22 protein-coding genes and 1 tRNA gene are annotated in these 25,340 nt (G+C 69.2%); 19 read left to right on the forward strand and 4 right to left on the reverse strand.

All coding sequences use genetic code 11. The features are described 5' to 3' along the window. Positions 1–17: 17 nt before the first annotated feature. The 6 genes from metG (at position 18) to N2M23_RS05195 (ending at position 7,469) form a co-directional block, all read left to right on the forward strand. Positions 18–1,799 (forward strand): methionine--tRNA ligase, encoded by a 1,782-nt coding sequence (metG, locus tag N2M23_RS05170; protein ID WP_265443789.1) that lies wholly within the window; start codon positions 18–20, stop codon positions 1,797–1,799. Positions 1,800–1,911: 112 nt separating this feature from the next. Continuing rightward, on the forward strand, positions 1,912–2,772 hold the full coding sequence (locus N2M23_RS05175) for a TatD family hydrolase (protein WP_265443790.1): 861 nt from the start codon (positions 1,912–1,914) through the stop codon (positions 2,770–2,772). A 291-nt stretch (positions 2,773–3,063) separates the two neighbouring features. Next, positions 3,064–3,741, forward strand: a complete 678-nt coding sequence (locus N2M23_RS21110) for a transglycosylase family protein (protein ID WP_425270180.1) — start codon at positions 3,064–3,066, stop codon at positions 3,739–3,741. Positions 3,742–3,764: 23 nt separating this feature from the next. Next, positions 3,765–4,625, forward strand: a complete 861-nt coding sequence (gene rsmA / locus N2M23_RS05185; RefSeq protein WP_265443791.1) for a 16S rRNA (adenine(1518)-N(6)/adenine(1519)-N(6))-dimethyltransferase RsmA — start codon at positions 3,765–3,767, stop codon at positions 4,623–4,625. A 10-nt stretch (positions 4,626–4,635) separates the two neighbouring features. Further along, complete coding sequence (locus N2M23_RS05190; protein ID WP_265443792.1) at positions 4,636–5,565, forward strand: 4-(cytidine 5'-diphospho)-2-C-methyl-D-erythritol kinase; 930 nt, start codon at positions 4,636–4,638, stop codon at positions 5,563–5,565. Positions 5,566–5,591: 26 nt separating this feature from the next. Further along, a complete protein-coding gene (locus N2M23_RS05195) occupies positions 5,592–7,469 on the forward strand; it encodes an ABC-F family ATP-binding cassette domain-containing protein (protein ID WP_265443794.1) in 1,878 nt (625 codons plus the stop codon). Positions 7,470–7,478: 9 nt separating this feature from the next. Here N2M23_RS05195 and N2M23_RS05200 read toward each other — a convergent pair whose 3' ends face one another. Continuing rightward, a complete protein-coding gene (locus tag N2M23_RS05200) occupies positions 7,479–7,988 on the reverse strand; it encodes a MarR family winged helix-turn-helix transcriptional regulator (protein WP_265443796.1) in 510 nt (169 codons plus the stop codon). 92 nt (positions 7,989–8,080) lie between these two features. Here N2M23_RS05200 and N2M23_RS05205 point away from each other — a divergent pair, with 92 nt between their 5' ends. Together N2M23_RS05205 and N2M23_RS05210 are read left to right on the forward strand one after the other, a co-directional pair. Beyond that, complete coding sequence (locus N2M23_RS05205; RefSeq protein WP_265443797.1) at positions 8,081–8,881, forward strand: methyltransferase domain-containing protein; 801 nt, start codon at positions 8,081–8,083, stop codon at positions 8,879–8,881. Beyond that, a complete protein-coding gene (locus tag N2M23_RS05210) occupies positions 8,878–9,255 on the forward strand; it encodes a VOC family protein (protein ID WP_265443799.1) in 378 nt (125 codons plus the stop codon). The genes N2M23_RS05205 and N2M23_RS05210 overlap by 4 nt, the downstream gene beginning before the upstream one ends. Here N2M23_RS05210 and N2M23_RS05215 read toward each other — a convergent pair. Then, the gene (locus tag N2M23_RS05215) at positions 9,242–9,865 is read right to left on the reverse strand and encodes a TetR/AcrR family transcriptional regulator (protein ID WP_265443801.1); all 624 of its coding nucleotides are present in this window, start codon (positions 9,863–9,865) and stop codon (positions 9,242–9,244) included. The two genes, N2M23_RS05210 and N2M23_RS05215, sit on opposite strands and share 14 nt — an antisense overlap. An 86-nt stretch (positions 9,866–9,951) precedes the next feature. Between N2M23_RS05215 and N2M23_RS05220 the strand changes: the two genes are divergently transcribed. Then, positions 9,952–10,030: transfer RNA gene (locus N2M23_RS05220), tRNA-Gln, on the forward strand. Between the two features lie 61 nt (positions 10,031–10,091). Continuing rightward, positions 10,092–10,976 carry a patatin-like phospholipase family protein gene (locus N2M23_RS05225; protein WP_265443802.1) on the forward strand — a complete coding sequence of 295 codons (885 nt, stop codon included), beginning with the start codon at positions 10,092–10,094 and terminating at the stop codon, positions 10,974–10,976. A gap of 112 nt (positions 10,977–11,088) precedes the next feature. Here N2M23_RS05225 and N2M23_RS05230 read toward each other — a convergent pair whose 3' ends face one another. Then, positions 11,089–11,604 carry a hypothetical protein gene (locus N2M23_RS05230; RefSeq protein ID WP_265443803.1) on the reverse strand — a complete coding sequence of 172 codons (516 nt, stop codon included), beginning with the start codon at positions 11,602–11,604 and terminating at the stop codon, positions 11,089–11,091. A 173-nt stretch (positions 11,605–11,777) separates the two neighbouring features. Here N2M23_RS05230 and N2M23_RS05235 point away from each other — a divergent pair, with 173 nt between their 5' ends. Then, positions 11,778–12,593, forward strand: coding sequence for an SRPBCC family protein (locus tag N2M23_RS05235; RefSeq protein ID WP_265443804.1), 816 nt, complete (start codon positions 11,778–11,780; stop codon positions 12,591–12,593). On the opposite strand, the gene N2M23_RS05240 is transcribed toward N2M23_RS05235, so the two are convergent. Beyond that, on the reverse strand, positions 12,587–13,219 hold the full coding sequence (locus tag N2M23_RS05240) for a M15 family metallopeptidase (RefSeq protein WP_265443806.1): 633 nt from the start codon (positions 13,217–13,219) through the stop codon (positions 12,587–12,589). The genes N2M23_RS05235 and N2M23_RS05240 overlap by 7 nt on opposite strands. Positions 13,220–13,306: 87 nt before the next feature. On the opposite strand from N2M23_RS05240, the gene N2M23_RS05245 reads away from it, so the two are divergent. The 8 genes from N2M23_RS05245 to mfd all read left to right on the forward strand — a co-directional run bounded on the left by N2M23_RS05245 (position 13,307) and on the right by mfd (position 25,261). After that, positions 13,307–13,981 carry a response regulator transcription factor gene (locus N2M23_RS05245; protein ID WP_265443808.1) on the forward strand — a complete coding sequence of 225 codons (675 nt, stop codon included), beginning with the start codon at positions 13,307–13,309 and terminating at the stop codon, positions 13,979–13,981. Next, on the forward strand, positions 13,978–15,150 hold the full coding sequence (locus tag N2M23_RS05250) for a sensor histidine kinase (protein WP_265443810.1): 1,173 nt from the start codon (positions 13,978–13,980) through the stop codon (positions 15,148–15,150). The genes N2M23_RS05245 and N2M23_RS05250 overlap by 4 nt, the downstream gene beginning before the upstream one ends. Before the next feature lie 76 nt (positions 15,151–15,226). Beyond that, positions 15,227–16,717: a bifunctional UDP-N-acetylglucosamine diphosphorylase/glucosamine-1-phosphate N-acetyltransferase GlmU gene (glmU, locus tag N2M23_RS05255; protein WP_265443812.1), complete on the forward strand. Its 1,491-nt coding sequence runs from the start codon at positions 15,227–15,229 to the stop codon at positions 16,715–16,717. Then, positions 16,714–17,691: a ribose-phosphate diphosphokinase gene (locus tag N2M23_RS05260; protein ID WP_265443813.1), complete on the forward strand. Its 978-nt coding sequence runs from the start codon at positions 16,714–16,716 to the stop codon at positions 17,689–17,691. The genes glmU and N2M23_RS05260 overlap by 4 nt, the downstream gene beginning before the upstream one ends. 253 nt (positions 17,692–17,944) lie before the next feature. Beyond that, positions 17,945–18,631, forward strand: coding sequence for a 50S ribosomal protein L25/general stress protein Ctc (locus N2M23_RS05265; RefSeq protein WP_265443814.1), 687 nt, complete (start codon positions 17,945–17,947; stop codon positions 18,629–18,631). A 121-nt stretch (positions 18,632–18,752) separates the two neighbouring features. Continuing rightward, positions 18,753–20,846, forward strand: coding sequence for a copper-translocating P-type ATPase (locus N2M23_RS05270; protein ID WP_425270181.1), 2,094 nt, complete (start codon positions 18,753–18,755; stop codon positions 20,844–20,846). Between the two features lie 33 nt (positions 20,847–20,879). Then, positions 20,880–21,470, forward strand: coding sequence for an aminoacyl-tRNA hydrolase (pth, locus tag N2M23_RS05275; RefSeq protein WP_265443816.1), 591 nt, complete (start codon positions 20,880–20,882; stop codon positions 21,468–21,470). Between the two features lie 149 nt (positions 21,471–21,619). Beyond that, complete coding sequence (gene mfd / locus N2M23_RS05280; RefSeq protein WP_425270182.1) at positions 21,620–25,261, forward strand: transcription-repair coupling factor; 3,642 nt, start codon at positions 21,620–21,622, stop codon at positions 25,259–25,261. Positions 25,262–25,340 lie beyond the last annotated feature (79 nt).

Below are 25,340 nucleotides of genomic sequence, written 5' to 3' on the forward strand. Positions count from 1 at the left end.
ACCTAGGATGAAGCACCATGAAGGTGCTCTCAGCAGTCGCATGGCCCTATACCAACGGGCCTCGCCACATCGGCCACGTGGCCGGATTCGGGGTCCCCGCAGACGTTTTCAGCCGCTACATGCGGATGGCCGGCCACGACGTGCTGATGGTCAGCGGCACCGACGAGCACGGCACCCCGATCCTGGTGCTCGCCGAGCAGGAGGGTGCGACCGTGCAGGAGACGGTCGACAAGTACAACGCGGTGATCGTGCAGGACCTGACCGACCTCGGCCTGTCCTACGACCTGTTCACCCGCACCACGACCCGCAACCACTACCGGGTGGTGCAGGACCTCTTCACCCAGATCCGGGCCAACGGCTACATGATCGAGCAGACCACCACGACGGCGATCAGCCCCTCGACCGGCCGCACTTTGCCCGACCGATTCCTCGAGGGCACCTGCCCGATCTGCGGCTATCCCGAGGCGCGCGGCGACCAATGCGACAACTGCGGCAACCAGCTCGACCCGGCCGATCTGATCAACCCGCACTCCAAGATCAACGGCGAGGTGCCGGAGTTCATCGAGACCCAGCACTTCTTCCTCGACCTGCCCGCGCTCGCCGGTGCGCTGCAGCAGTGGCTGGACGAGGTCGACACCGCCGGCACCTGGCGGCCGGGCGTGATCAACTTCGCCAAGGGCATCGCCAACGACATGCATCCGCGCGCGATGACGCGCGACATCGACTGGGGCATCCCGATCCCCGTCGACGGGTGGGAGACCAAACGGTTCTACGTGTGGTTCGACGCCGTCATCGGCTACCTGTCGGCGGCCATCGAATGGGCCCGCCGCCTCGGCGAGCCCGATCGCTGGCGCGACTGGTGGAACGACCCGACCGCGCTGTCCTATTACTTCCAGGGCAAGGACAACGTCACCTTCCACGCGCAGATCTGGCCGGCCGAGCTGCTGGGCTACCGGGGCCTGGGCGACAAGGGCGGCGAGCCCGGCGCGTTCGGTGAGCTCAACCTGCCGACCGAAGTGGTTGCCTCCGGCTTCCTCAACCTGGCCGGTGCGCAGTTCTCCACCTCGCGCGGCAACGTCATCTATGTCAAGGACATGATCGCGACGTATGGCGCGGACGCGCTGCGCTACTTCATCTGCGCGGCCGGCCCGGAAACCCAGGACAGCGACTTCACCTGGGAGGAGTTCGTCACCCGCAACAACAACGAGCTCGTCGCCGGGTGGGGCAACCTGGTCAACCGCACCGCGTCGATGATCGCCAAGAATTTCGGGCAGATCCCGGAGCCGGCCGCGCTGGAGCCGGTCGATGAGGAGTTGCTCGCCGCCGTGCGTGCGGGATTCGGCGCGGTCGGCGCGCTGCTCGAGACACAGCGCCAGAAGGCCGCGCTCGCCGAGGCGATGCGACTGGTGCGGCTGGCGAACAAGTACGTCACCGACACCGAACCGTTCCGGCTCAAGGGTGACGACCAGCGGGAGCGGCTCGGGACCGTGCTGCACACCCTGGCCCAGGCGGTCGGCGATCTCAACACGATGCTCGCGCCATTCCTGCCGCACAGCTCCAACCAGGTGGCGCAAACCTTCGGTGCGACAACGCAATTCATGCCGATGCCGCAGATCGAGCAGGTGCGCGACCTGGACGACGACAGCCGCGCGTATCCGATCATCACCGGCGAATACTCGGGCACCCCACGCTGGGAGTCTCGACCGGTGACCGTCGGGGTTCCGGTCGCCAAGCCGACGCCGATCTTCGCCAAGCTGGACGCGATCGACCCGGCCGACCCCTTCGGGCACGACGCGTGACCCGGCAAAAGTCGACCCTCGGCATAGCAACGCGCCGTGTCCGCGCGGATCGTCGGCGTGTTCGTATGCCGAGGGTCGACTTTTGCGTGGGCTTTTGTCCGGGGATGCGCTCGTGAGTAAGGGCCACCAGGACTCCCGCGCGGGTGAGCGCCCGCCCGCGCCCGACCCGCTGCCGCTGCCGGTCGTCGACAATCACACCCACCTCGACATCGCTCGGGACGGGGGTATGCCGCCGGATGTCACTGCCGCGCTCGCCGATGCCGCCGCGGTCGGGGTCGATCGTGTCGTCCAGATCGGTTGCGACCTGCCCGGCGCCCGTTTCACCGTCGAGCAGGTCGACCGGCACCCGCAGATGCTCGGTGGTGTGGCGATCCACCCCAACGAGGCGCCGAAGCACGCCGAGCGCGGCGACCTCGACGCCGCCTGGGGGCAGATCGAGCAACTGGCAGCCCATCCCAGGGTCCGGGTGATCGGCGAGACCGGTCTCGACTACTTCCGGGCCGGGCCGGAAGGCGTTGCCGCACAACAGGATTCGTTTCGTTGGCACATCGACCTCGCGAAGCGCACGGGCAAGGCGCTGCAGATCCACGATCGTGACGCGCATGACGACGTCATGCGCATCCTCGACGAGGAGGGCGCGCCGGAATCCACGGTGATGCACTGCTTCTCGGGTGATGCCGAGCTCGCCCGCCGCTGTGTGGAGAAGGGCTACTACCTGTCCTTCGCCGGCACCGTGACCTTCAAGAACGCCCGCAATCTGCGCGACGCGCTCGCGGTCACCCCGCTCGACCATCTGCTGGTCGAGACCGACGCGCCCTACCTCACCCCGGCGCCGCACCGGGGCGCGACCAACGCGCCATACCTCGTGCCGTTGACGGTGCGGGCGATGGCGGGGGTGTTGACCACCGACGTGCCGACGCTGTGTCGTGCGCTCTCCGACAACAGCGAGCGGATCTACGGCCCCTGGTCCTGACGAGGCGCACCTGGTAACCGCGGTCACGACACCCTGTGATCCATCTATCGTTACCAAAATTTGACCAAAGTAGGTCTTGTGCTTCACCGTGGATAACGTTCAGCCCGAGAGTGGCCGCTTTCGGATGGGGCCGTACCCAATCGACGTCGATGTCGTGATCGATGTCGTCACCGGCCCGGCGGACCAGGCACAGCCGGTCACGCCCACGCAGATCCCACCCGTGATGTGTTCGTCCGTCGGTGCTGCCGTGCGTCCCTGCCGCTCGAGGGACGGCACGACATCGGAGACCCCTTGACCTACCGCATCACCAAGACCAGTGCGCTCGCTGCGACCGGTGCCGCCGTCGCGCTCGGAGCCCTCACCGCCTGTGGCGGTGGCTCGAGCACGTCCGGCGCCCAGGCCGCCATGCAGCTGAAGCCGCAGACCTCCTCGACCGCGGCGCCGACCAGCACCAGCAGCTCCGCCGCCCCCAAGCCGTCGACCACCTCGGCCACGCCGAAGAAGACGCCGGCGAAGACCACCACTCGCGCGACCGCCGGTGGCGTGTCCCGTGACCAGGCCCGCGCGACGCTCACGCCGCGCGCCGCCGCCCCGAAGGCGACGCCGAAGAAGGTCACGCCGAAGAAGGTCACGCCGAACCGCGTGGCTCCGGCCAAGAAGGTGCAGCCGGCGAAGGCCCCGCGCACCACGCCCAAGCCGCGTTCGGCCTCGAACGCCGGCCTGGATCTGTCCCGCGCCGGCATGTGGGACCGCATCGCGATGTGCGAGTCGACCGGCAACTGGCACATCAACACCGGCAACGGCTACTTCGGCGGCCTGCAGTTTGACATCGGCACCTGGCTGGGCGCAGGCGGCGGCCAGTTCGCCGCGCGTGCCGACCTGGCGACCCGCGAGCAGCAGATCACCATCGCGAACAAGGTGTTCGCCTCCCGCGGGCTCAGCCCGTGGCAGTGCGCGAGCGCTGCCTGACGGTTCCGATTAGTGTCGGCGTCGTGACGAACGACGCCGACACTGGTCTGTTGACCGCCCCGCGGGTGCGTGAGCTGGCAGCCCGGCTCGACATCCGTCCCACCAAGCAGTGGGGGCAGAACTTCGTCATCGATCCCAACACGGTCCGCAAGATCGTGCGCCTCGCGCAGGTCGGGCCGGGGGACAGCGTCGTCGAGGTCGGGCCGGGCCTCGGCTCGCTCACTCTTGCCCTGCTGTATGCCGCAGGCCACGTCACCGCGGTCGAGGTCGACCCGAGACTCGCGGCACAGTTGCCGCAGACCGTCGCCGAGCTCGCACCAGAGGCTGCGGCCCGGCTGGCCGTGCTGCAGCAGGACGCCCTCACGGTCACCGCGCTGCCCGACCCGCAGCCGACTGCCCTGGTCGCGAATCTGCCCTACAACGTGTCGGTGCCGGTCGTGCTGTCGTTCCTCGAGCGTTTCCCCAGCATCGAACGAGTGCTGGTGATGGTCCAGCTCGAGGTCGCCGAACGCCTCGCCGCAAAACCTGGCAGCAAGGTGTACGGCGTGCCGAGCGCGAAGGCCGCCTGGTTCGCCGACGTCCGTCTCGCCGACCGCGTCGGCCGCAATGTGTTCTGGCCCGCCCCCAATGTCGACTCCGGCCTGGTCGAGCTCGTGCGGCACGCCCCTCCCGTCACGACCGCCTCGCACGCGGAGGTATTCGCCTGCGTCGACGCGGCGTTCGCCGCACGCCGCAAGACCTTGCGCGCCGCGTTGGCCGGCTGGGCCGGATCGCCGGCGGCCGCCGAGCAGGCACTCCGGGCGGCAGGCGTCGATCCCGCGCTGCGTGGCGAGCGATTGACCATTGCGCAGTTCGCTGCCGTCGCCGAGCACAGGGCGGATTAGGGTGGCGGACATGGGAGCCCCCACCGAGACTGCGGTCACCGTGCGCGTGCCGGCCAAGGTCAATCTTGAGTTGCGCGTCGGACCGCTGCGCGACGACGGGTTCCATTCACTCTCAACGGTTTTCCACGCCGTCGACCTCGTCGACGACGTGACGGTGCGCCCGGCCATGAAGTCGTCGGTGGTGACAACCGGCGCGTATGCCGACGCGGTCCCTGACAACGCGGACAACCTCGCGATGCGCGCGGCTCGCCTGATTGCCGAGCGCGTCGGCACCGACGAACACGTCGCGATCGAGATCGCCAAGGCCATCCCGGTCGCCGGAGGTATGGCGGGGGGTTCGGCCGACGCGGCCGCCGCGCTGGTCGCGGTCGACGCACTCTGGGACACCGGCTTCAGCCCGCGCGAGCTGCACGAGCTCGCCGCCGAGCTCGGCAGCGACGTGCCCTTCGCACTGCACGGCGGCACCGCGATCGGTTCCGGCCGCGGCGAGCAGCTGGTGCCGGTGCTTGCCAAGGGCACCTTCGAGTGGGTCTTCGCGCTGCATCACGAGGGCTTGTCGACGCCGGCGGTCTACGCCGAGTGCGACCGGCTGCGCGGTGGGGAGCCGGTGGCCGAGCCGGAGCCGAGCTCCGGCATGATGGCCGCGCTCCGGGCAGGGGACGTTGACGCGCTCGCCGACAACCTGCACAACGACCTGCAGCCGGCCGCCTGCTCGCTGATGCCGCGGCTGCGGGACACCATCGCCGCCGGGCTCGACGAGGGTGCGCTCGGCGCCATCGTCTCCGGGTCCGGCCCCACGGTCGCCTTCCTCTGCGGTGACCGGTCCGAGGCGCTCAACCTCATGGTGTCGCTCACCGCCGGCAACATCGCCGACGAGGTCGTCGGTGCTTCCGGTCCGGTGCACGGCGCGCACGTCGTGCACGACGTGCGTCGCCGCTGACAACCGCCGCGAAGGATAATGGTCTGATGCCCAATCTGCTTGCCGCCGAAAGCATCTCGCTCGCCCTCGGCACCAACCAGGTGCTCGACGACGTGTCCCTCGGGATCGGCACCGGCGACCGCATCGGCATCGTCGGCCGCAACGGCGGCGGCAAGTCCACCCTGATGCGCGTGCTCGCCGGGTCGCAGGAGGTCGACAGCGGTCGCGTCACCCGCGTCGGCGGCCTCACCATCGGCCTGCTCAGCCAGGACGACCGGCTCGACCCGACGTCGACCGTGCACCAGGCGGTGCTCGGCGACCGCGCCGAGCACGAGTGGGCCGGCGACCCGCGGATCCGGGACGTGCTCTCGGGCCTGCTCGGCGGTGTCGGCTTCACCTCGATCGGCGGACCTGACGCGGTCGTCGGCACCAAGTCCGGTGGCGAGCGTCGCCGCATCGCCTTGGCACGCCTGCTGATCGACGACCCGGACCTGCTCCTGCTCGACGAGCCGACCAACCACCTCGACGTGGAGGGCGTGCAGTGGCTCGCCGACCACCTCGTGCAACGGCGCTCCCGGCCGGACAACGCGTTTCTCACCATCACCCACGACCGGTGGTTCCTCGACGCTGTCGCATTGCAGACCTGGGAGGTCGTCGACGGTCGCGTCGAGCAGTATGACGGGGGCTACGCGGCATACGTGCTCGCCAAGAACGAACGCGCCCGCATCGCCGCGGCGACTGAGGACCGCCGGCAGAACCTCCTGCGCAAGGAGCTGGCCTGGCTGCGTCGCGGCGCACCGGCCCGCACGTCCAAGCCCCGTTTCCGCATCGAGGCGGCCAACGAGCTCATCAAGGGCGAGCCCGAGCCGCGTGACGAGGTCGAGCTGGTGCGCTTTGCCACCACTCGACTCGGCAAGGACGTCATCGACCTCATCGACGCGTCGATCACGGTGGGGGACAAGGAGATTCTCGATCGGCAGACCTGGCGACTCGCGCCCGGCGAACGCGCCGGCATCGTCGGTGTCAACGGCGCCGGTAAGTCGACGGTGCTGCGTGCGATCGAGGGCAGCCAGCCGCTCAGCGCCGGCAAGCGCAAGCAGGGCCGCACGGTCGAGCTGGCGTTCCTCACCCAGGAAGTGCGCGAGCTCGAAGAGGTCGCGGGCATGCGGGTCATCGACGCGATCACCGACGTGCGCAGTTTCATCATGCTCGGCGGCAAGGAGGTGTCGGCGTCGCAGCTGGCCAAACGGCTCGGCTTCTCCGGCCCGCGACAGCAGACCCGCGTCAGCGACCTGTCCGGTGGCGAGCGCCGGCGGCTGCAGCTGCTCCGGCTGCTGATGCGCGAACCCAACGTCCTGCTGCTCGACGAGCCGACCAACGACCTCGACATCGAGACACTGACCTCGCTGGAGGACGTGCTCGACGGCTGGGCCGGAACGCTCGTGGTGGTGTCCCATGACCGTTATCTGCTTGAGCGGATGTGCGACCGGCAGGTTGCGTTGCTCGGTGACGGCCGGTTGCGCGACCTGCCAGGGGGAGTGGAGCAATACCTCGAATTGCGTGAGCAGGTGCGGCGATCCGCGACCGCCACTGCCGCAGCGCGCTCGGGTGCGGCGAAGGTGGCGGCGGCTCCCGGTGCGGGCGCAGGGGCGGGCGCCGGGGCGGCCCCCGGTGCGGGTGCCGGTGGAGAGGGAGCCCCGTCATACACGGCTGCGGAGCAGCGGGAGGCCCGCAAGGCGATGGCCCGGGTCGAGCGGTCGCTGGCGAAGCTCGCCGACCAGGAGGCGAAGTTGCACGACGCACTCATCGAGTCTGCCTCCGATCACGGTCGCGCGGTGGAGCTCGACTCCCAGCTGCGGGAGATCCACCAGCAGCGCGAGACGCTCGAGGAGCAGTGGATGGCAGCAGCCGAGCTGGTCGAGTAGGTCGAAAAGTCAGACGTCAGAAGGTGATTCGACCGCGGCCAGCAGCGTCCGGAGCGCCGACGCGACCGACGATCGGTCACGGGCCGGCAGGTGCGACAGCAGCTCGCGCTCGTGGTCGAGCAACTCGACCATCGCGTCGTCGACCACCGCGCGGCCGGTGGCGGTCAGCCGCACGAGCACGCCGCGACGGTCATTGGGCGCGGGTCGGCGCTGCACGAAGTCCCGGCCCTCCAGCCGGTCGACCCGGTTGGTCATGGTGCCGCTGGTCACGAGCGTCTGCTGCACGAGCGCTCCCGGCGACAGCTCGTAGGGCGGCCCGACGCGCCGCAGTGCCGACAGCACGTCGAACTCCCAGCCCTCGAGGCCGTGGTCGGCGAACGCCCGGCCGCGTGCCTGGTCGAGCAGTCGCGCCAGCCGTGAGACCCGCGAAAGCACCTGCAGCGGCTCGACATCCAGGTCGGCGCGCTCACGTCGCCAGGCGTCGACGATCTGGTCGACTTCGTCGCGTTGCTGAGCCATGAAGCCCAAGTGTAGCCATCAAGTTTCTTGACATCGAGATAATAGGAGATATCTTGATGTCGAGATAATTCACAACGATGTGAGGAGCTCCGATGGCTACCTGGGACCCGGCCCAGTACGAACGTTTCGCCGATCATCGCAATCGCCCGTTCCACGAGCTGCTCGCTCGGGTCGGCGCCGAAAGCCCTTCCCAGGTGGTAGATCTCGGCTGTGGCAACGGCCCGTTGACACTCAGTCTCGCCGACCGCTGGCCGGACGCGACGATCATCGGCGTCGACTCGTCGCCGGACATGATCGAGCGTGCCAGCGCCGTCGACGAAAACGCCCGTGTGCAATGGCAACTCGCTGACGTCGCCGCGTGGGAGCCGGGCGCGGCGACGCCGGCGGAGGTCATCGTGACCAACGCGACGCTGCAGTGGGTGCCGGGTCATCTGCAGCTCATCGACCGGTGGCTCCGCGCCCTGCCGGACGGCGGCTGGTTCGCGATGCAGGTGCCCGGCAACTTCGACGCCCCCTCGCACCGGCTCATCCGCGAGGTCGCGCGCGAGCACGACCGTGCGGGTGAGCTGACCGGGGCGCTGCGCGACATGCCGGTCGCCTCGCCGCAGGAGTATGCCGACGCTCTCGCCGAGCGCTGCGGTCACGTCGACGTCTGGGAGACGACCTATCTGCAGCTGCTGGATCCGCAAGGGAGGCAGTCAAATCCGGTGCTTGAGTGGGTGAAGGGCACGGCGCTGCGGCCGCTGCTGGACGCGCTCGACGGCGCCGAGCGCGACCGGTTCCTCGCCGCCGTCGACGAGCGGCTCGCTGCGGCATACCCGCGCAAGGCCTACGGCACCCCGATGCCGTTCCGGCGGATCTTCGCGGTCGGCCGCAAGGGCGCCCTGGCGTGACCGGGGTGGTCGGACTGCATCACGTGCAGATCGCCTGCCCGGCCGGCTCGGAGGACCGGTTGCGGGCGTTCTACTCCGGCGTGCTCGGTCTGCGGGAGCTGCCGAAGCCGCCGGAGCTGGCAGCCCGGGGTGGCTGCTGGTTCGCGCTGGGCGGTGGCCAGGAGCTGCATTGCGGGGTCGAGGACGACTTCCGGCCGGCGCGCAAGGCACACCCGTGCCTGCTGGTGGCCGACGTGGACGCGACCGCGGCCGCCGTCGCAGATTCCGGTGGTGCGGTGCGCTGGGACACCGCCATACCCGGGGTGCGCCGGTTTCACACCGACGACCCGGTCGGCAACCGGCTGGAGCTCCAGCAGGCGTCTAGAGCGTCTTGAGCGTCGGCTCCGGCTCGAGTCCGTCCAGTCCGCGCCACGCGAGGTTGACCATGTGCGCGGCAACGGTGTCGCGGCTGAGGTCGGAGCCGGACTCGATCCACCACTCGCCGGTGAAGCCGATCATCCCGATCAGCATCTGCGCGTAGATCGGCACCACCTTGGTGTCGAGGTCGTTGCGCACGAAGGTCTCGACCACGACCTCCTCGACGTGCTTGGCGACCTCGGACATGATGCTGGCCGCAGACCCGCTCCCGTGCCAGGTCGGCGAATCACGCAACAGCACCCGGAATGCGGCCGGGTTGGACTCGATGTAGGTCAGCAGCGCCACCGCGGTGCGCTCGAGCAGCTCACGCGGGCTGCCGCCACTGGTGAGCGGGTTGATCAGCTGCTCGAGCAGTTGCCGCATCGCCCGGTCGACGATGACGGCATACAGGCCCTCCTTGCCGCCGAAGTGTTCGTAGATCAACGGTTTCGTCACGCCGGCGGCGGCCGCGATGTCCTCGACGGTCGTCGGCTGGACGCCGTGCTCAGCGAACATCACCTGAGCAACCGAGATCAGCTGTTCGCGGCGGTCTGCGGCGGACAGTCGGGTGCGCTTCTTGGTGGCCATAGCTGCTAACTGTGCCATCCGGACGGTGCTCGATGTGCCCACAGGCCGGACCTGCCCTACTCTTGTCGGCGTCCCGTGCGGGACGTTCCCCGGTTGCTCTGCTGGTAGGGGCCGCCTGACTTTGAATCAGGATTAGCGACGTTGGTTCGATTCCAACCCGGGGAGCCGGAGTGATTCTCAGGACCTCGACACGAGGTGTTCTGGTGACCGAGCCGAGGAGTCGTGAATGGTGAATCCGGCCCAGCCCCTCTCGCGGGCGCTCGTCCTCGGCGGTGGCGGAGTCACCGGGATCGCGTGGGAAGTCGGCGTCCTGGCAGGGCTGAGTTCGCGGGGGATCGACTGGAGCAAGGCCAGCTCGGTGATCGGAACATCGGCGGGCTCGTTCGTCGGGACCGCCGTCGCCAGCGGCTACGACCTGGAGCAGCTCTTTGCCGCCCAACTGGTCCCGGATCAGAACGAGGTGGCCGTCGTGGCCTCCGAGGCCACCATGACTGCCTGGTGGGCGGCCCTCGCCGAGGGCGGCGACGACCCGCGCAAGGTCGGTGCGGCGATGGGGCGCATCTCCAAGGCAGACCCCGAGCCCGTGTCCTCGGCCACCCGTCGGCAAGTCGTAGCATCACGTCTGGTCACCAGCGAGTGGCCCGCCGGCTTGCAGGTCACCGCCATCGACGCCGACACGGGCGAGCTGCAGCTCTTCGACGAGCACTCGGGTGTCTCGCTGACTGAGGCCGTTTCCGCCAGCGGTGCGGTCCCCGGTGTCTGGCCGCTCGAACACTTCCTGGGTCGTTCCTGGGTGGACGGCGGCATGGTGTCCACCGCCAACGCACGCCTGGCCGCTGGTCACGACCGGATCGTGATCCTGGCGCCGATGCCGGCCGGTTACGGACAGATTCCCGGTGCTGCCGCGGACGCCGAAGCCTTGGCGGAGCACGCCGAGGTGTGCCTGATTGCGCCGGACGAACGAAGCGTCGAAGCCATCGGGCCCAACCCCTACGATCCCGAACGCCGCAAGGCCGCCGCACAGGCCGGCCGCGCGCAGGGCGAGGCCCTGGCTGACACGGTCGAAGCGCTCTGGTCGGACGCGACGCCACCAACGAAGCAACCGAGATAACCAGAAGCGGACCGCGGCCTCGCTGCGGTGCAGATCGCGGCCTATTCACCGCGATGTGTATGCCGCCGCCCGCGCATCCGGCGATTCCGGACGTGGCGTGCCGTGGATCGGCTCACCACCAGCTGGTCCGACCCGCCAACAGGTCACGCTGCACCACGAAGCGACCCGACTGGCGGTACCGCGGGATGCCGCCGACTGCGCTGAGTTGGTACTGGCTAGAGGACGACGTGCGGACCGCAGCCGTGTAAAGGACGCTTTCCTCACCGCGGGCGACCCTCGTGCCGCACGGACCGGTCCAGGTGCGAGCGCCGTTGTTGGTCACGTCCAGCCACACGCGGTCGCCAGGGGTAAGACGACCGCCGCTGGCGTTGGTGATCCGTGCCCAACCGTACTGACGTCCGCCGATGTAACCCTGTCGCAGCTCGATCCGTATCCGGTGGCCCCCCGTCGTCACATAGGTGCTGCGCACGGTTGAGGTGCGCGTCGCCGAGACCGGGTTCACCGTGCCGCACCTGGCCGCGGGCGGGGCCGCGTCGGCTTGCGAGGATCCCGCTGCCACCGCCCCGCCGCTCAGTGCCGCGACCACGACTCCGGCCGCCGCGAGCCGTTTGCCCTTGTTGATCCGCATGACATTGCCCTTCCCCTTGACTTGTGATCCGAGCGGCCGTGCCGCCCGGTGCCCGATCTCCCCGTCGAGCTGGGCCTATGACGGGTGCCTGCGACGAGGGCGTTTCGTGGTCGCCTTGGGGTCGCGGCCCCATGGCAGGCTGTAGATCGGTACGCCGACTAAGGGGGAAACAGATGACGGACGCACGGCTGACCACCACTGAGGGACGCCCGACGTTGGAGCTTCGCCGGGTGGTCGACGCATCCGTCGACCGGGTCTGGCGGGCGGTGTCCGATCCCGCTGAGCTCGGTACCTGGTTCATCCCTGCGCTGGGGAAGCCGAGTGAGCTCGGCGAACTGCTGGGTGAAACCGGCGCGGAGCGAGTGGTGGGTGAACAACTGCATGACGTCACGTGGGTCAAGGACGACCTGCGCGTCCGCTTCAGCCTCGACGGTCGGGCTGCGCAAACCCAGCTGCTGATGAGCATCACTCTGGACGATGTCACCGAAGCGGCGGTCACCGCGGCCTCGTTCGAGCCCTTTCTGGACCGGCTGGAGCAGCTTGTCGCGGGTGAGGAGCCGGACTTCTCCGCTTTCGGTGACATCGAAGCCATGGACACTCGCCTGGCGCGCTTCGCAGAGGTCCTCGACGTCGATCCGACAGCAGGCCGGGAGGCCGCCGCCCGAGCACGTGCCGCACTCGCGGAGAGCGAAGGGACCGAGCAAAGTTTCGAGCCCGACCCGGCCGCAGCCGCGGAGCTCGAACGGGCCGTGGTCGACCATCTTCGGGAAAACCAGGACGCGTGGGACGCCGCGCTCGAACGACGCGGCGACGACGGCGGGGAGCAGATGATGGTAGCGCTGGACGACTGGATCTTGCCGTCGGTGACGAGCGCATCCGAGATCAAGCCCCGCTACTTCTTCGTTCTCGATCGGTTCATCGCTGGACAGTCGCTGCAGCCGGAAGATCTCGAAACAGCCTGGCAACAGCGGGAGTCCGGCTCTCACTGATGTAGCCGCGGATCCTGGGTGGCATCGGCATACGCCGTCGGACAACCGCGCACGACCGCAGTCGGTCGCAACTCGTAGTGCCACGGCTCGTTGGCATACACCTGGCAAAGGCCGTATGCCGAGCCGTGCTGGGACAGCCAGGAGTCCGCATCCGTAGGCCCGATGTCGACGGCCCTACCCGAGACGTGCGACGAACTCGTCGCCGGCGCAACCCATTTGGCAGCCTCGGCGGTCGACCCGTACTTGTCGACCGCGTCGGCGAAGAGCTTCTTCTGGTAGGTCGTTGACCGCCACCCGCTGTTGACCTGGAAGGTAACCCCATGCGCCTTCGCGTCGGTTGCAGCCGCGCGCAGCGCGCTGAGCAGGTTGGGTTCCAGGTTCGAGACGGCCGGGTAGTCGTCGTCGAAAACTGTGACACCGCGCGGTAGTTCGCCCCCGCCGTCCGACTGCTGAGCTTTGCCGTAGGACGTCAGCAGACTCGGCAGTGGGCCGGAGCCGCGCACGGACTGGCGGTCCGCAACGGCGAGCAGCGCGGCGATGACGAGCAACGCCGCGACGACGAGCGCGAAGACGGTGGTGGCTAGCAGGTGATGACCGGGTGTGCGCAACTTCTTCTCGTAGGACATGCAGCGAGCCAACCGGGACGGTTGTTGCCACGGCGTAACCGTTTTTCGATACGCCGCCGATATGTCCCGAGCCCTAACATCGGACGGGTGCGAGTGTTGATCGTCGAGGACGAGCCCCTGATGGCCGGGGCCGTCCACGACGGTCTGCGTCTCGAAGCGATCGCCGCCGATGTCGCGCACCGCGGCGACACCGCATTGGACCTGCTCGACCTCAACAGTTACGACATCGTCGTGCTTGACCGCGACGTGCCGGGAGTGTCCGGTGACGAGGTTGCTCGCCGCATTGTCGCGGCGGGCACCGGCATACCGATCCTGATGCTCACCGCGGCGGATCGACTGGACGACAAGTCGTCCGGCTTCGAGCTCGGCGCCGACGACTACCTCACCAAACCGTTCGAGATGCGTGAACTCGTTCTTCGCCTGCGGGCGCTGGACCGTCGGCGCGCGCATCACCGTCCGCCGCAGCGCGAGGTCGCCGGGCTGCGGCTGGACCCGTTCCGTCGCGAGGTCTACCGCGACGGCCGTTACGTCGCGCTGACCCGAAAACAGTTCGCAGTGTTGGAGATTCTGATGGCGGCCGAGGGCGGGGTGATCAGCGCCGAGGAGCTGCTGGAACGCGCCTGGGACGAGAACGCCGACCCGTTCACCAATGCGGTCCGGATCACCGTCTCGGGGCTGCGCAAGCGGCTCGGAGAGCCGTGGCTGATCGCGACGGTGCCCGGGGTCGGTTACCGGATCGGCCCCGACGAGCCGACCCGATGAAGCAGGCGGCTCCCCGCCCACCGGGGCTGAGCGTCCGGATGAAGCTGACCCTCAGCTACGCCGGCTTCCTGATGGTCGCCGGCCTGCTCCTGCTCGCGGTCGTGTGGGTCTTCCTGCTGCGCTACGTCCCGGACCAGGCGGGCAACACGACCGGACCGGGCGTTCCCGGGGGCGGCGGACGGCCCGGCCCGAGCACCTTCAGCCCCGGCCGCTCGGATCTGTGGCGTGCCTTCGCACCGAAGGCCGGCTGGGCGGCGGTGTTCCTATTGGTCTTCGGCCTGGTCGGTGGCTGGTTCCTGGCCGGACGGATGCTGTCACCGTTGCGCCGCATCACCGACACCGCCCGTATGGCGAGCAGCGGCGACCTGTCCGGTCGCATCCGACTACCCGGCCGCCGGGACGAGATGCGCGAGTTGGCGGACGCATTCGACGGCATGCTGGATCGGGTGGAGGCCGACGTTGCCGCACAACAACGCTTCGCCGCCAACGCCTCGCACGAGCTGCGGACCCCACTGGCCATCAACCAGAGCCTGCTCGAGGTGGCAGCGGGCGACCCGGAGACCGACATCCCAAAGCTCCTGCACCGCCTGCGCAGCACCAACAACCGCGCAATCGACCTCACCGAGGCGCTGCTGCTGCTCAGCCGCGCCGACCGCCGCGCGTTCACCCCGGAGCGCGTCGACCTGTCGCTGGTCGCCGAGGACGCAGTCGAGACGCTCCTGCCACTCGCCGAACAGCACGGCGTGGCGGTCGCCCCGTCATACGGGACGGCGGCAGTGCTCGGATCTCCCACGCTGCTGGGGCAGTTGGCCACCAACCTGCTGCACAACGCGATCGTGCACAACCTCGACGACCGCGGCTGGGTGCGCGTGGTGACCAGCAGCGGTCCCGGAGGAGCCCTGCTCACCGTCGAGAACACCGGCGGCCTGCTCGCGCCCCAGCTCGTCGCCACCCTCACCGAGCCGTTCCGCCGCGGCACCGACCGCACCGGCGCCGACCACGCCGGCGTCGGGCTGGGCCTGGCGATCGCGCGCAGCATCGTCGACGCGCACGACGGCACGCTCACCCTCGAACCTCGTCTGTCCGGCGGCCTGCGCGTCAGCGTCCAGCTCCCGACTGCGTATGACGGGAGCCCCGGACCCGACAGCACACCCGCCCGGGGCAGGTAACATCGCTCGGCGGACAGCAATCAGCGCGCGGATGATCCCCGGCGCCCGCTGAATCAACATCCAGGAGTTCGATCCCGTGACCGCAACACCCGCAGCCGTCATCGTCCTGTCCGCAGGCGACGGCACCCGGATGAAGTCGAGCCTCAACAAGGCGCTGCACCGCATCGCCGGCCGCACGCTGGTCGGGCATGCCGTGAGCGCCGCGGTCGGCACCGGCGCGTCATACGTCGCGGTGGTCGTGCGCGCCCAGAAGGAAGCCGTCGGCGCGGCCGCCCGCGAGATCGACGAGGCCGTCGTGCTCGCCGAGCAGGACGACATCTACGGCACCGGGCGCGCGGCCGAGTGCGGCCTCGCGGCTCTGCCGCCGGACCTGGCAGGCACCGTCGTGGTGACGACGGGCGACACCCCGCTGCTGACCGCCGAGACGCTGCTCCAGCTCACCGCCGACCACGCCGAGCACGGCGCGGCGGTCACGGTGATGACCGGGATCCTCGACGACGCCACCGGATATGGCCGGATCGTGCGCAACGACATCGGCGAGGTGCAGGCGATCGTCGAGCACAAGCAGGCCACCGAGGAAGAGCGCAAGATCGGCGAATTCAACTCCGGCATCTTCGCTTTCGACGCCGACGTGCTGCGCGACGCGCTCGCCCAGGTCGACGTGCACGAGCAGGCGGGGGAGAAGTACCTCACCGACGTCGTCGCGGTCGCGGTCGGTAAGGGCCTGCACGTGCGCGCCCACGTGCTCGACGACCTGTGGCAGACCGAGGGCGTCAACGACAAGGCCCAGCTTGCCCGGCTCGGCAAGGAGCTCAACCGGCGGCTGCTCGACGACCTCATGCGGCAGCAGGGCGCGATCGTGATCGACCCCGACACCACCTGGGTCGACGTCGACGTCACCGTCGGCCAGGACACCGTGGTGCGACCGGGCTGCCAACTGCACGGCGCCACCACGATCGGTGCCGGCTGCGAGATCGGCCCCGACACCACCCTGACCGACACCGAGGTCGCCGACGGCGCGAAGGTCGTCCGGTCGCACGCCAACCTGGCCTACATCGGGCCCGAGGCCGACGTGGGGCCGTTCTCCTACCTGCGGCCGGGCACCGAGCTCGGACGGGCGGGGAAGATCGGCGGCTTCGTGGAGACCAAGAACACCCAGATCGGCGACGGCGCGAAGGTGCCGCACCTGACGTATGCCGGGGACGCCACGATCGGCGCGGGCGCCAACGTCGGCGCCGGCACGATCTTCGCCAACTACGACGGGGTGGCCAAGCACCGCACGAATGTCGGGCGGGCCAGCTTCATCGGCAGCAACTCGGTGCTGGTCGCACCGGTCGACATCGCCGACGGGGTGTATGTCGCCGCCGGCTCCGCGATCTACGAGAACATCGAGCCGGGCCGCCTCGGGATCACCCGGGCAGAGCAACACAACGTGGACGGCTGGGTCGCCCGCCGTCGCGCCGGCACCAGCACCGACGAAGCCGCGCGGGAGGCGCTCGCGGGCGACCCGCAGGCGTCCTCCGACTCTCCGGAAACCACTGACGAGCAAGGGGATTCACCCGCATGACCACCGGTATGAAGCGCACCACCGAGAAGAACCTGATGGTCTTCTCCGGCCGGGCACACCCCGAACTTGCCGAGTCCGTCGCCGCCGACCTCGGCACCCAGCTGGTGCCGACCGAGCTGCGTGACTTCGCCAACACCGAGATGTACGTGCGCTTCGAGGAGTCGGTGCGCGGGTGCGATGCGTTCGTCATCCAGAGCCACACCGCGCCGATCAACAAGTGGATCATGGAGCACCTGATCATGGTCGACGCGCTGAAGCGCGCGAGCGCCAAGCGGATCACCGTGGTCACCCCGTTCTACGGCTACGCCCGGCAGGACAAGAAGTCCCGCGGCCGCGAGCCGATCAGCGCGCGCCTCATGGCCGACATGTTCAAGACCGCGGGAGCCGACCGGCTGATGGCGGTCGACCTGCACACCGACCAGATCCAGGGCTTCTTCGACGGACCGGTCGACCACCTGCAGGCGATGCCGATCCTCACCGACTACGTCTCGCGCAAGTACGGCGCCGAGGACCTCACGGTCGTCTCGCCGGACGCCGGCCGGATCAAGGTCGCCGAGGCCTGGTCGAAGCGGCTGGACGGCGCGCCGCTGGCCTTCATCCACAAGACCCGCGACGTCACGCAGTCCAACCAGAGCGTCGCCAACCGGGTCATCGGCCACGTCGAGGGCCGCACCTGCATCCTGGTCGACGACATGATCGACTCCGGCGGCACGATCGTGCACGCTGCCGACGCGCTGATGGCCGACGGCGCCGCGAGCGTGGTCATCGCCGCGACCCACGCGATCTTCTCCGACCCGGCGGCGGCACGCCTGCGCGACTCGGTCGCCCGCGAGGTGATCGTCACCGACACGCTGCCCATCACCGCGGACAAGGGTTTTGAGAAGCTCACGCCGCTGTCGATCGCGCCATTGCTCGGCAAGGCGATCCGCGAGGTCTTCGAGGACGGCTCGGTGACCTCGATGTTCACCCCCTAGAAGCCGGCACTCGCCGGATGCGGGGCCGGAGGCGCGATTTGGGCCGAACGCGGCTCCCGTCATACGATCTATGCCGCCAGCCTCGGCGAGGGACGCGCGCACGGCCGTCCGTGATCGACAAGGTGTGCACCAGGCGTCCGCATCATTTGCGCACCTGGCTCTTGCGCTCCACGTCGTCGTTCACCGACATCCGCGCCACGTCCCGCGTCGAGGCAGCACCCCGAAGCTCCATCTCACGACGCAAGGAAACCTCATGGCACAGAACGAGATTCGTCTCGATGCCGCGCTCCGCACGGAGTTCGGCAAGGGCGCGGCCCGCCGCATTCGCCGCGACAACAAGATCCCCGCGGTGCTCTACGGCCACGGCTCGGACCCGGTCCACCTGACGCTGCCCGGTCACGACACCATGCTGGCGCTGAAGAACGCCAACGCGATCCTCACGCTCGACTTCGACGGCAAGCACGAGCTGGCCCTCGCCAAGGACGTGCAGCGCGACCCGATCAAGCCGGTCATCGAGCACGTCGACCTGGTCATCGTCAAGCGCGGCGAGAAGGTCACGGTCGACGTCGGTGTCCACGTCGAGGGCGAGGCCGCCCCCGAGACCAACGTCGTGGTCGAGAACCCGACGCTGTCCGTCGAGGCCGACGTGCTGTCGATCCCCGAGTGGTTCACCGTCTCGGTCGAGGGCCTGGAGGCCGGCAGCCAGATCCTGGCCAAGGACGTCGAGCTGCCCGACGGCGTCACGCTGATCGCCGACGAGGAGCTGCTCGTGGTCAACGTGACTCAGCAGGTCTCCGCCGAGGAGCTCGAGGCCGAGCTCGAGGCCGCCGAGGAAGAGGCCGGCATCGAGAAGGAAGAGTCCGACGAGGAGGCCGCCGAGGGCGAGTCCTCCGAGGGCGGCGAGTCCGAGGGTGGCGACGAGGAGTCGTCCGAGGGCTGATCCTCCCCGCAGCACGCGAGAGCGGCTCCGACCTTGGCTGGTCGGGGCCGCTTTCCTATGTCCGGAATGTCATCGTGTTTATACCCCTGGGGGGTATATAGTGACGGTCGGAGGTAAGGCGATGACGATGGATCACCAACACGGGTCCGGCACGATGCAGCACGGCTCCCACACGCCTGAGGCGCCGGCGGGCGACCACGGCGGTATGCACCATTCGGGCCAGGGCGCGCATGCCGGGCATGCGGGGCACGGCGATCACGTGGCCAGGTTCCGGCGGCTCTTCTGGATCATGCTGCTCATCGCGATCCCGGTCGTCGGGTGCTCGGCGATGTTCGCGTCGCTGATCGGCTACTCCGTGCCGGACGGCCTCGGCTGGGTGTCGCCGGTGCTCGGCACCGTGATGTACGTGTGGGGCGGTTCGCCGTTCCTGACGGGTGCGGTGAGCGAGATCCGGGCGCGGCAGCCCGGGATGATGCTGCTCATCGGCCTGGCGATCTCGGTGGCGTTCCTCGCGTCCTGGGGCGCCAGCCTCGGCGTCCTGCACCACGAGCTCGACTTCTGGTGGGAGCTCGCGCTGCTGATCGTGATCATGCTGCTCGGCCACTGGGTCGAGATGCGGTCGCTGGCCCAAACCACCTCTGCGCTGGACACTTTGGCGGCGCTGCTGCCCGACGAGGCCGAGCGCGTCGAGGGCGACCAGGTGGTGTCCGTCGCGCCGTCGCAGCTGCGCGTGGGGGACGTTGTCGTCATACGGCCCGGTGGGCGGGTGCCTGCGGACGGTCGCGTCGTGCAGGGTGCGGCGAGCGTGGACGAATCCATGCTGACCGGGGAGTCCAAGCCGGTGCGCCGGTCCGCGGGCGACCCGGTCGTCGCCGGCACGGTCGCCACCGACTCCGGGTTGCGGGTCGAGGTCACCGCGATCGGCGACGACACCGCGCTCGCGGGCATCCAGCAGCTGGTCGCCGATGCGCAGGCGTCGTCGTCGCGGGCACAGCGCCTCGCCGACCGGGCCGCCGCGCTGCTCTTCTGGTATGCCCTGGGCGCCGCGGTGATCACCGCGATCGTGTGGGCGCTGGTCGGACAGCCGGACGAGGGTGTAGTCCGCACGATCACGGTGCTGGTGATCGCCTGCCCGCACGCCCTGGGCCTGGCAATCCCGCTGGTCGTGGCGATCTCGACCGAGCGGGCGGCCAAGGCCGGCGTGCTGGTCAAGGACCGGCTCGCGCTGGAGAGCATGCGCACCGTCGACACCGTGCTCTTCGACAAGACCGGCACGCTGACCAAGGGTGCGCCCGCTGTGACTGCGGTCGAGCCGGCCGGCGGCTTCACCCGGGACCAGCTGGTGAGTCTTGCCGCGGCCGCCGAGGCCGACTCCGAGCACCCGCTCGCCAAGGCGATCGTGCAGGCCGCCCGCGGGCTCGACATACCGGAGGCGAGTGACTTCTCCTCCTCGCCGGCCGTCGGAGTGCGTGCCGTGGTCGACGGCCGCGTCATAGCGGTCGGTGGGCCGAATCTGCTGGAGGAGACCCACACCGACGAGCTCCCGATCGCCGATGTATGGCGCAAGGACGGCGCGATCATCCTGCATGTCCTGGTCGACGGCAAGATCGCCGGGGCGCTTCGGCTCGCCGACGAGATCAGGCCCGAATCCCGTGAAGCGGTAAAGGCTTTGGCCGATCGCGGCGTGCAAGTGGTCATGATCACCGGCGACGCGGAAGCGGTCGCGGCGTCGGTCGCGGCCGAACTCGGCATCGAACGCTTCTTCGCGGGCGTCCGTCCGCAGGACAAGGCCGCCGCGGTCGAACAGCTGCGTGCCGAGGGCCGCAAGGTCGCGATGGTCGGCGACGGTGTCAACGACGCACCCGCGCTCGCCGCGGCCGACGTCGGCATCGCGATCGGCGCCGGCACCGACGTGGCGATCGCGTCCGCCGGGGTGATCCTCGCCAGCGACGACCCGCGCTCGGTGGTCTCGGTGATCGAGTTGTCGCGCGCGAGCTACCGCAAGATGAAGCAGAACCTCTGGTGGGCGGCCGGCTACAACCTGATCGCGGTGCCGCTCGCCGCGGGGGTGCTCGCTCCGTGGGGCTTCGTGCTGCCGATGTCGGTCGGCGCCATCCTGATGTCGCTGTCGACCGTGGTCGTGGCGCTCAACGCCCAGCTGCTGCGGCGGCTCGACCTGCGGCCGGAGGCGGTCATCGGCACCGGCGCGCGCTGACCGGTCGCGGGCGATGCGTCATACTCGCTGCCCGTGAGTGACACCCCGCCCTGGCTGATCGTCGGACTCGGCAACCCCGGCCCGAAGTATGCCGGCAACCGGCACAACATCGGCGCGATGGTCGTGCAGCGCGTCGCCGACGACGCGGGTGCGAGCCTGCGGGCGCACAAGGTGGGCGCTAGTGCCGCCCAGGTGCGGCTCGCGGGGGAGCCGGCCGTGATCGCGATCCCGACCAGCTACATGAACGAGTCGGGCGGTCCGGTCGCCGGGCTCATGCGCTTCTTCAAGGTGCCGCTGGAGCGCCTGGTGGTGATCCACGACGAGCTCGACATCGACTTCGCGGCGCTGCGGCTCAAGCGAGGCGGAGGAGAGGGTGGCCACAACGGGCTGCGCTCGATCAGCAAGTCGGTCGGCAGCAAGGACTATCTGCGGGTGCGCGTCGGGATCGGCCGGCCGCCCGGCCGGATGGATCCTGCGGCATACGTGCTGAAGGACTTCAACGCCACCGAGCGCAAGGAGCTGGACTTCCTGATCCCGGAGGCGATCGAGGCAACCGAGCTGCTGCTGCACCGCGGGCTCACCGACGCGCAGAACGTCGTGCACGCCCGTGGCGGCACGCGGTGACGAGCTGTACGACGCGCTGCCCGTCTCGTAAGCGACCGTGACGCCGGCCGCACGGTTGGTCACGGGATCCACGGCTGTCGGACCGGCCGCCTAGAATTGACCACGTCACCCCGACCGCAGCGCGAGTCGGGGCCGTTTGCGTTGCCACCATGAGCGTCGAAAAGACCCGTCAGAAGGATGTGCCCGTGAGCCTGCAGCCAGTGCTCGATCTGCTTGCCCGCGACGACGCCGTTGTGCGGCTGATGTCGCATGTCGGCACCGCGGGCGTCGTCGACGTCGCGGGGGCGGCCGGCGTGCGGGCGCCGCTGACTGCGCTGCTGGCGAACGGCGACGACGACCGAGCGGGACGCACCGTGCTCCTCGTCACCGCCACCGGGCGGGAAGCCGGCGACCTCGCGCAGTGCCTGCGTTCCTTCCTGCCGGACGACAAGGTGGTGGAGTTCCCCAGCTGGGAGACGCTGCCGCACGAGCGACTCAGCCCGCGCAGCGACACCGTCGGCCGCCGCCTCGCGGTGCTGCGGCGTCTCGTCCACCCCGACCCCGATGACGAGACCTACGGTCCGGTCGATGTCGTCGTCGCCAGCGTGCGCGCGCTGATGCAGCCGATCGCCAAGGGGCTCGGCGACCTGGCACCGGTGGCGCTGCGCGCCGGGCAGGACGCCGACCTGCCGGATGTGGTGGAGGCGCTCGCGGCCGCCGCCTACACGCGCACCGACCTGGTCGAGCGTCGTGGCGAATTCGCCGTGCGCGGAGGCATTCTCGACGTCTTTCCGCCGACCGAGGAACACCCGGTCCGGGTTGAGTTCTGGGGTGACACGGTCGAGGAGATCCGCTGGTTCAAGGTCGCCGATCAGCGCAGTCTCGAGGTCGCCGAGCACGGCCTGTGGGCGCCGCCCTGTCGTGAGTTGCTGCTCACCGACGAGGTGCGTGCACGCGCTGAGACGCTCGCCGGCCAGTTGCCGGGCGTGCAGGACATGCTGCTGAAGGTCGCGGAGGGCATCGCCGTCGAAGGCATGGAGTCGCTCGCGCCGATCCTGCTGGCCGGCGGCACCGCCGGTGGCATGGAGACGCTGCTCGATGTCGTGCCCGACGGCACGATCGTCGCGCTCGCCGACCCGGAGCGGGTGCGCACGCGAGCCCACGATCTGGTCGCGACGAGTGCGGAGTTCCTCGACGCCAGCTGGGCCAATGCGGCAGCCGGCAACGCCGTGCCGGTCGACCTGCAGTCGGTGCTCGGCACCGCCTCCTACTGGTCACTCGCCGAACTGCGCGACCATGCTCTTGCCAAAAGCCTTGCCTGGTGGTCGTTCTCGTCCTTCGCGACCGACGACGAGCTGACCGACTTCACCGAGGACGAACTGCCCGGCGAGCGGGTCAACCTCGGCACCGCGCAGGTCCCGGCATACCGGGGAAACACCGAGCAGGCGGTCGGCGACATCCGCGACTGGGTGAAGGACAACCAGCGAGTGCTGATCGTCACCGAGGGGGCGGGGCTCGGGCACCGCATCGGGGAAGTGCTGCGCGACCACGACGTCGCCTCGCACCGGCTCGACCAACTAACGCCGGGCTCGGTCGAGTTGGCGACCGCCGCCTACGGTCACGGATTTGCTTTGCCGGCAAGCAATTTCGTGCTGCTCTCCGAGAGCGACCTGACCGGTTCGGCGGGGCAGGGCGGCAGCACCAAGGACATGCGCCGGATGCCGTCCCGCCGCCGCAACGTGGTCGATCCGCTGCAGCTCAACCCGGGTGATTTCGTGGTGCACGAGCAGCACGGTGTGGGTCGTTTCGCCAAGATGATGCAGCGCAACGTGCACGGCGCCACCCGCGAATACCTGGTCATCGACTACGCCCCGGCCAAGAAGGGGCAGCCCGCCGACCAGCTCTACGTGCCCACCGACCAGCTCGACCAGGTCACCCGATACGTCGGAGGCGAGCAGCCCAGCCTCAACAAGATGGGCGGATCCGACTGGCAGACAACCAAGTCCAGGGCGCGGCGACACGTGCGGCAGATTGCTGCCGAGCTGATCCAGCTCTACTCGGCCCGGATGGCGACCGAGGGTCATTCCTTCGGTCCGGACACTCCGTGGCAGCGGGAGCTGGAGGACGCCTTTGCGTATGTCGAGACTCCCGACCAGCTGAGCAGCATCGACGAGGTCAAGGCCGACATGGAGAAGTCGGTCCCGATGGACCGCCTCATCTGCGGCGACGTCGGCTACGGCAAGACGGAGATCGCAATTCGCGCGGCCTTCAAGGCGATTCAGGACGGCAAGCAGGTCGCGGTCCTGGTGCCGACCACTCTGCTCGTCAAGCAGCACGAGCAAACCTTCACCGAGCGTTACGCCGGCTTCCCGGTGACCGTCCGTGCACTGTCCCGGTTCCAGAGCGACCGTGAGGCACGCGAAATCCTGGACGGATTGCGTTCCGGCGCAATCGATCTGGTGATCGGCACGCACCGGCTGCTCTCCAACGAGGTGAAGTTCAAGGACCTCGGTCTTGTGGTCGTCGACGAGGAGCAGCGCTTCGGCGTCGAGCACAAGGAGCAGCTCAAGCAGATGCGCACCGCCGTGGACGTGCTCGCCATGTCGGCGACGCCGATCCCGCGCACGCTCGAGATGGCGGTGACGGGCATTCGTGAGATGTCCACTCTGGCAACGCCGCCCGAGGAGCGTCACCCGGTGCTCACGTTCGTCGGGGCGTATGACGAGAAGCAGATCGGCGCCGCCATACGCCGAGAGCTGATGCGCGAGGGCCAGGTGTTCTACGTGCACAACAAGGTCGGCTCGATCGAGAAGGCCGCGGCCCGTCTGCGGGAGCTGGTCCCCGAAGCGCGCATCGCCACCGCGCACGGCAAGATGTCCGAGGGCCGGTTGGAGCAGGTGGTGACCGACTTCTGGGAGCGCGAGTTCGATGTGCTCGTCTGCACCACGATTGTCGAGACGGGGCTCGACATCTCCAACGCCAATACGCTGATCGTCGAGCGTGCCGACGTCCTCGGCCTGTCCCAGCTGCACCAGCTGCGCGGCCGTGTCGGACGCGGCCGCGAACGTGCCTATTCCTACTTCCTCTTCCCGCCCGAGAAGCCGCTCACCGACACCGCGCACGACCGGTTGCAGACCATCGCCAGTCACACCGATCTCGGCGCCGGCATGCAGGTGGCGATGAAGGACCTGGAGATCCGCGGCGCCGGCAACCTGCTCGGCGGCGAGCAGTCGGGTCACATCGCGGGAGTGGGATTTGACCTCTACGTGCGCATGGTCGGCGAGGCGGTCGCCGACTTCCGCGGCGACGGCACCAGTGCGGCGCCGACCGAGGTCAAGATCGAGCTGCCGGTCGACGCCCACCTGCCGCACGACTACGTGCCGGGGGAGCGGCTGCGGCTGGAGGCCTACAAGAAGCTGGCGACCGTCGAGGACGAGGCCGGACTGGGCGAGATCGAGGCCGAACTGCGTGACCGTTACGGCGCGCCGCCCGAGCCGGTGCAGCACCTCTTCGAGGTGGCCAGGCTCCGAGTGATCGCGCGGCAGGCCGGCATCGGCGACATCGCCGTGCAGGGCCGCATGATCCGCTTCGGACCGGTCGACCTGCGCGAGAGCCAGCAGCTGCGGTTGGAGCGGATCTACAAGGGCACGATGATCAAGCCGGCGATCCACCAGATCCTGGTGCCGCAGCCGAAGACCGCGCCGGTCGGCGGGCAGCCGTTGCGCAACACCGAGGTGCTGCAGTGGGCTGCACAGCTGATCAAGGCGGTGCTGCTGGACGACATCGCGGCAGCCGCGGGTGCGGCGTCGTGACGCCGACGCCATACGGCACAGACGGTGCTGGCATGATGCTGCGGGGTCTTTGCGCCCCGTTCTGCTTGTCGTGAAGAAA

Origin of the sequence: Flexivirga meconopsidis (assembly GCF_026162425.1) — a bacterium.
GTDB classification, from domain to species: domain Bacteria; phylum Actinomycetota; class Actinomycetes; order Actinomycetales; family Dermatophilaceae; genus Flexivirga; species Flexivirga meconopsidis.

Excerpts from the sequence above, each read along its gene's own strand:
- metG (WP_265443789.1), top strand. The coding sequence starts at position 18 with ATGAAGGTGCTCTCAGCAGTCGCATGGCCCTATACCAACGGGCCTCGC.
- N2M23_RS05190 (WP_265443792.1), top strand. The coding sequence starts at position 4,636 with ATGGGAGCCCCCACCGAGACTGCGGTCACCGTGCGCGTGCCGGCCAAG.
- N2M23_RS05195 (WP_265443794.1), top strand. The coding sequence starts at position 5,592 with ATGCCCAATCTGCTTGCCGCCGAAAGCATCTCGCTCGCCCTCGGCACC.
- N2M23_RS05200 (WP_265443796.1), bottom strand. The coding sequence starts at position 7,988 with ATGGCTCAGCAACGCGACGAAGTCGACCAGATCGTCGACGCCTGGCGA.
- N2M23_RS05205 (WP_265443797.1), top strand. The coding sequence starts at position 8,081 with ATGGCTACCTGGGACCCGGCCCAGTACGAACGTTTCGCCGATCATCGC.
- N2M23_RS05215 (WP_265443801.1), bottom strand. The coding sequence starts at position 9,865 with ATGGCCACCAAGAAGCGCACCCGACTGTCCGCCGCAGACCGCCGCGAA.
- N2M23_RS05225 (WP_265443802.1), top strand. The coding sequence starts at position 10,092 with ATGGTGAATCCGGCCCAGCCCCTCTCGCGGGCGCTCGTCCTCGGCGGT.
- N2M23_RS05230 (WP_265443803.1), bottom strand. The coding sequence starts at position 11,604 with ATGCGGATCAACAAGGGCAAACGGCTCGCGGCGGCCGGAGTCGTGGTC.
- N2M23_RS05235 (WP_265443804.1), top strand. The coding sequence starts at position 11,778 with ATGACGGACGCACGGCTGACCACCACTGAGGGACGCCCGACGTTGGAG.
- N2M23_RS05240 (WP_265443806.1), bottom strand. The coding sequence starts at position 13,219 with ATGTCCTACGAGAAGAAGTTGCGCACACCCGGTCATCACCTGCTAGCC.
- N2M23_RS05250 (WP_265443810.1), top strand. The coding sequence starts at position 13,978 with ATGAAGCAGGCGGCTCCCCGCCCACCGGGGCTGAGCGTCCGGATGAAG.
- N2M23_RS05260 (WP_265443813.1), top strand. The coding sequence starts at position 16,714 with ATGACCACCGGTATGAAGCGCACCACCGAGAAGAACCTGATGGTCTTC.
- N2M23_RS05265 (WP_265443814.1), top strand. The coding sequence starts at position 17,945 with ATGGCACAGAACGAGATTCGTCTCGATGCCGCGCTCCGCACGGAGTTC.
- N2M23_RS05270 (WP_425270181.1), top strand. The coding sequence starts at position 18,753 with ATGACGATGGATCACCAACACGGGTCCGGCACGATGCAGCACGGCTCC.
- mfd (WP_425270182.1), top strand. The coding sequence starts at position 21,620 with ATGAGCGTCGAAAAGACCCGTCAGAAGGATGTGCCCGTGAGCCTGCAG.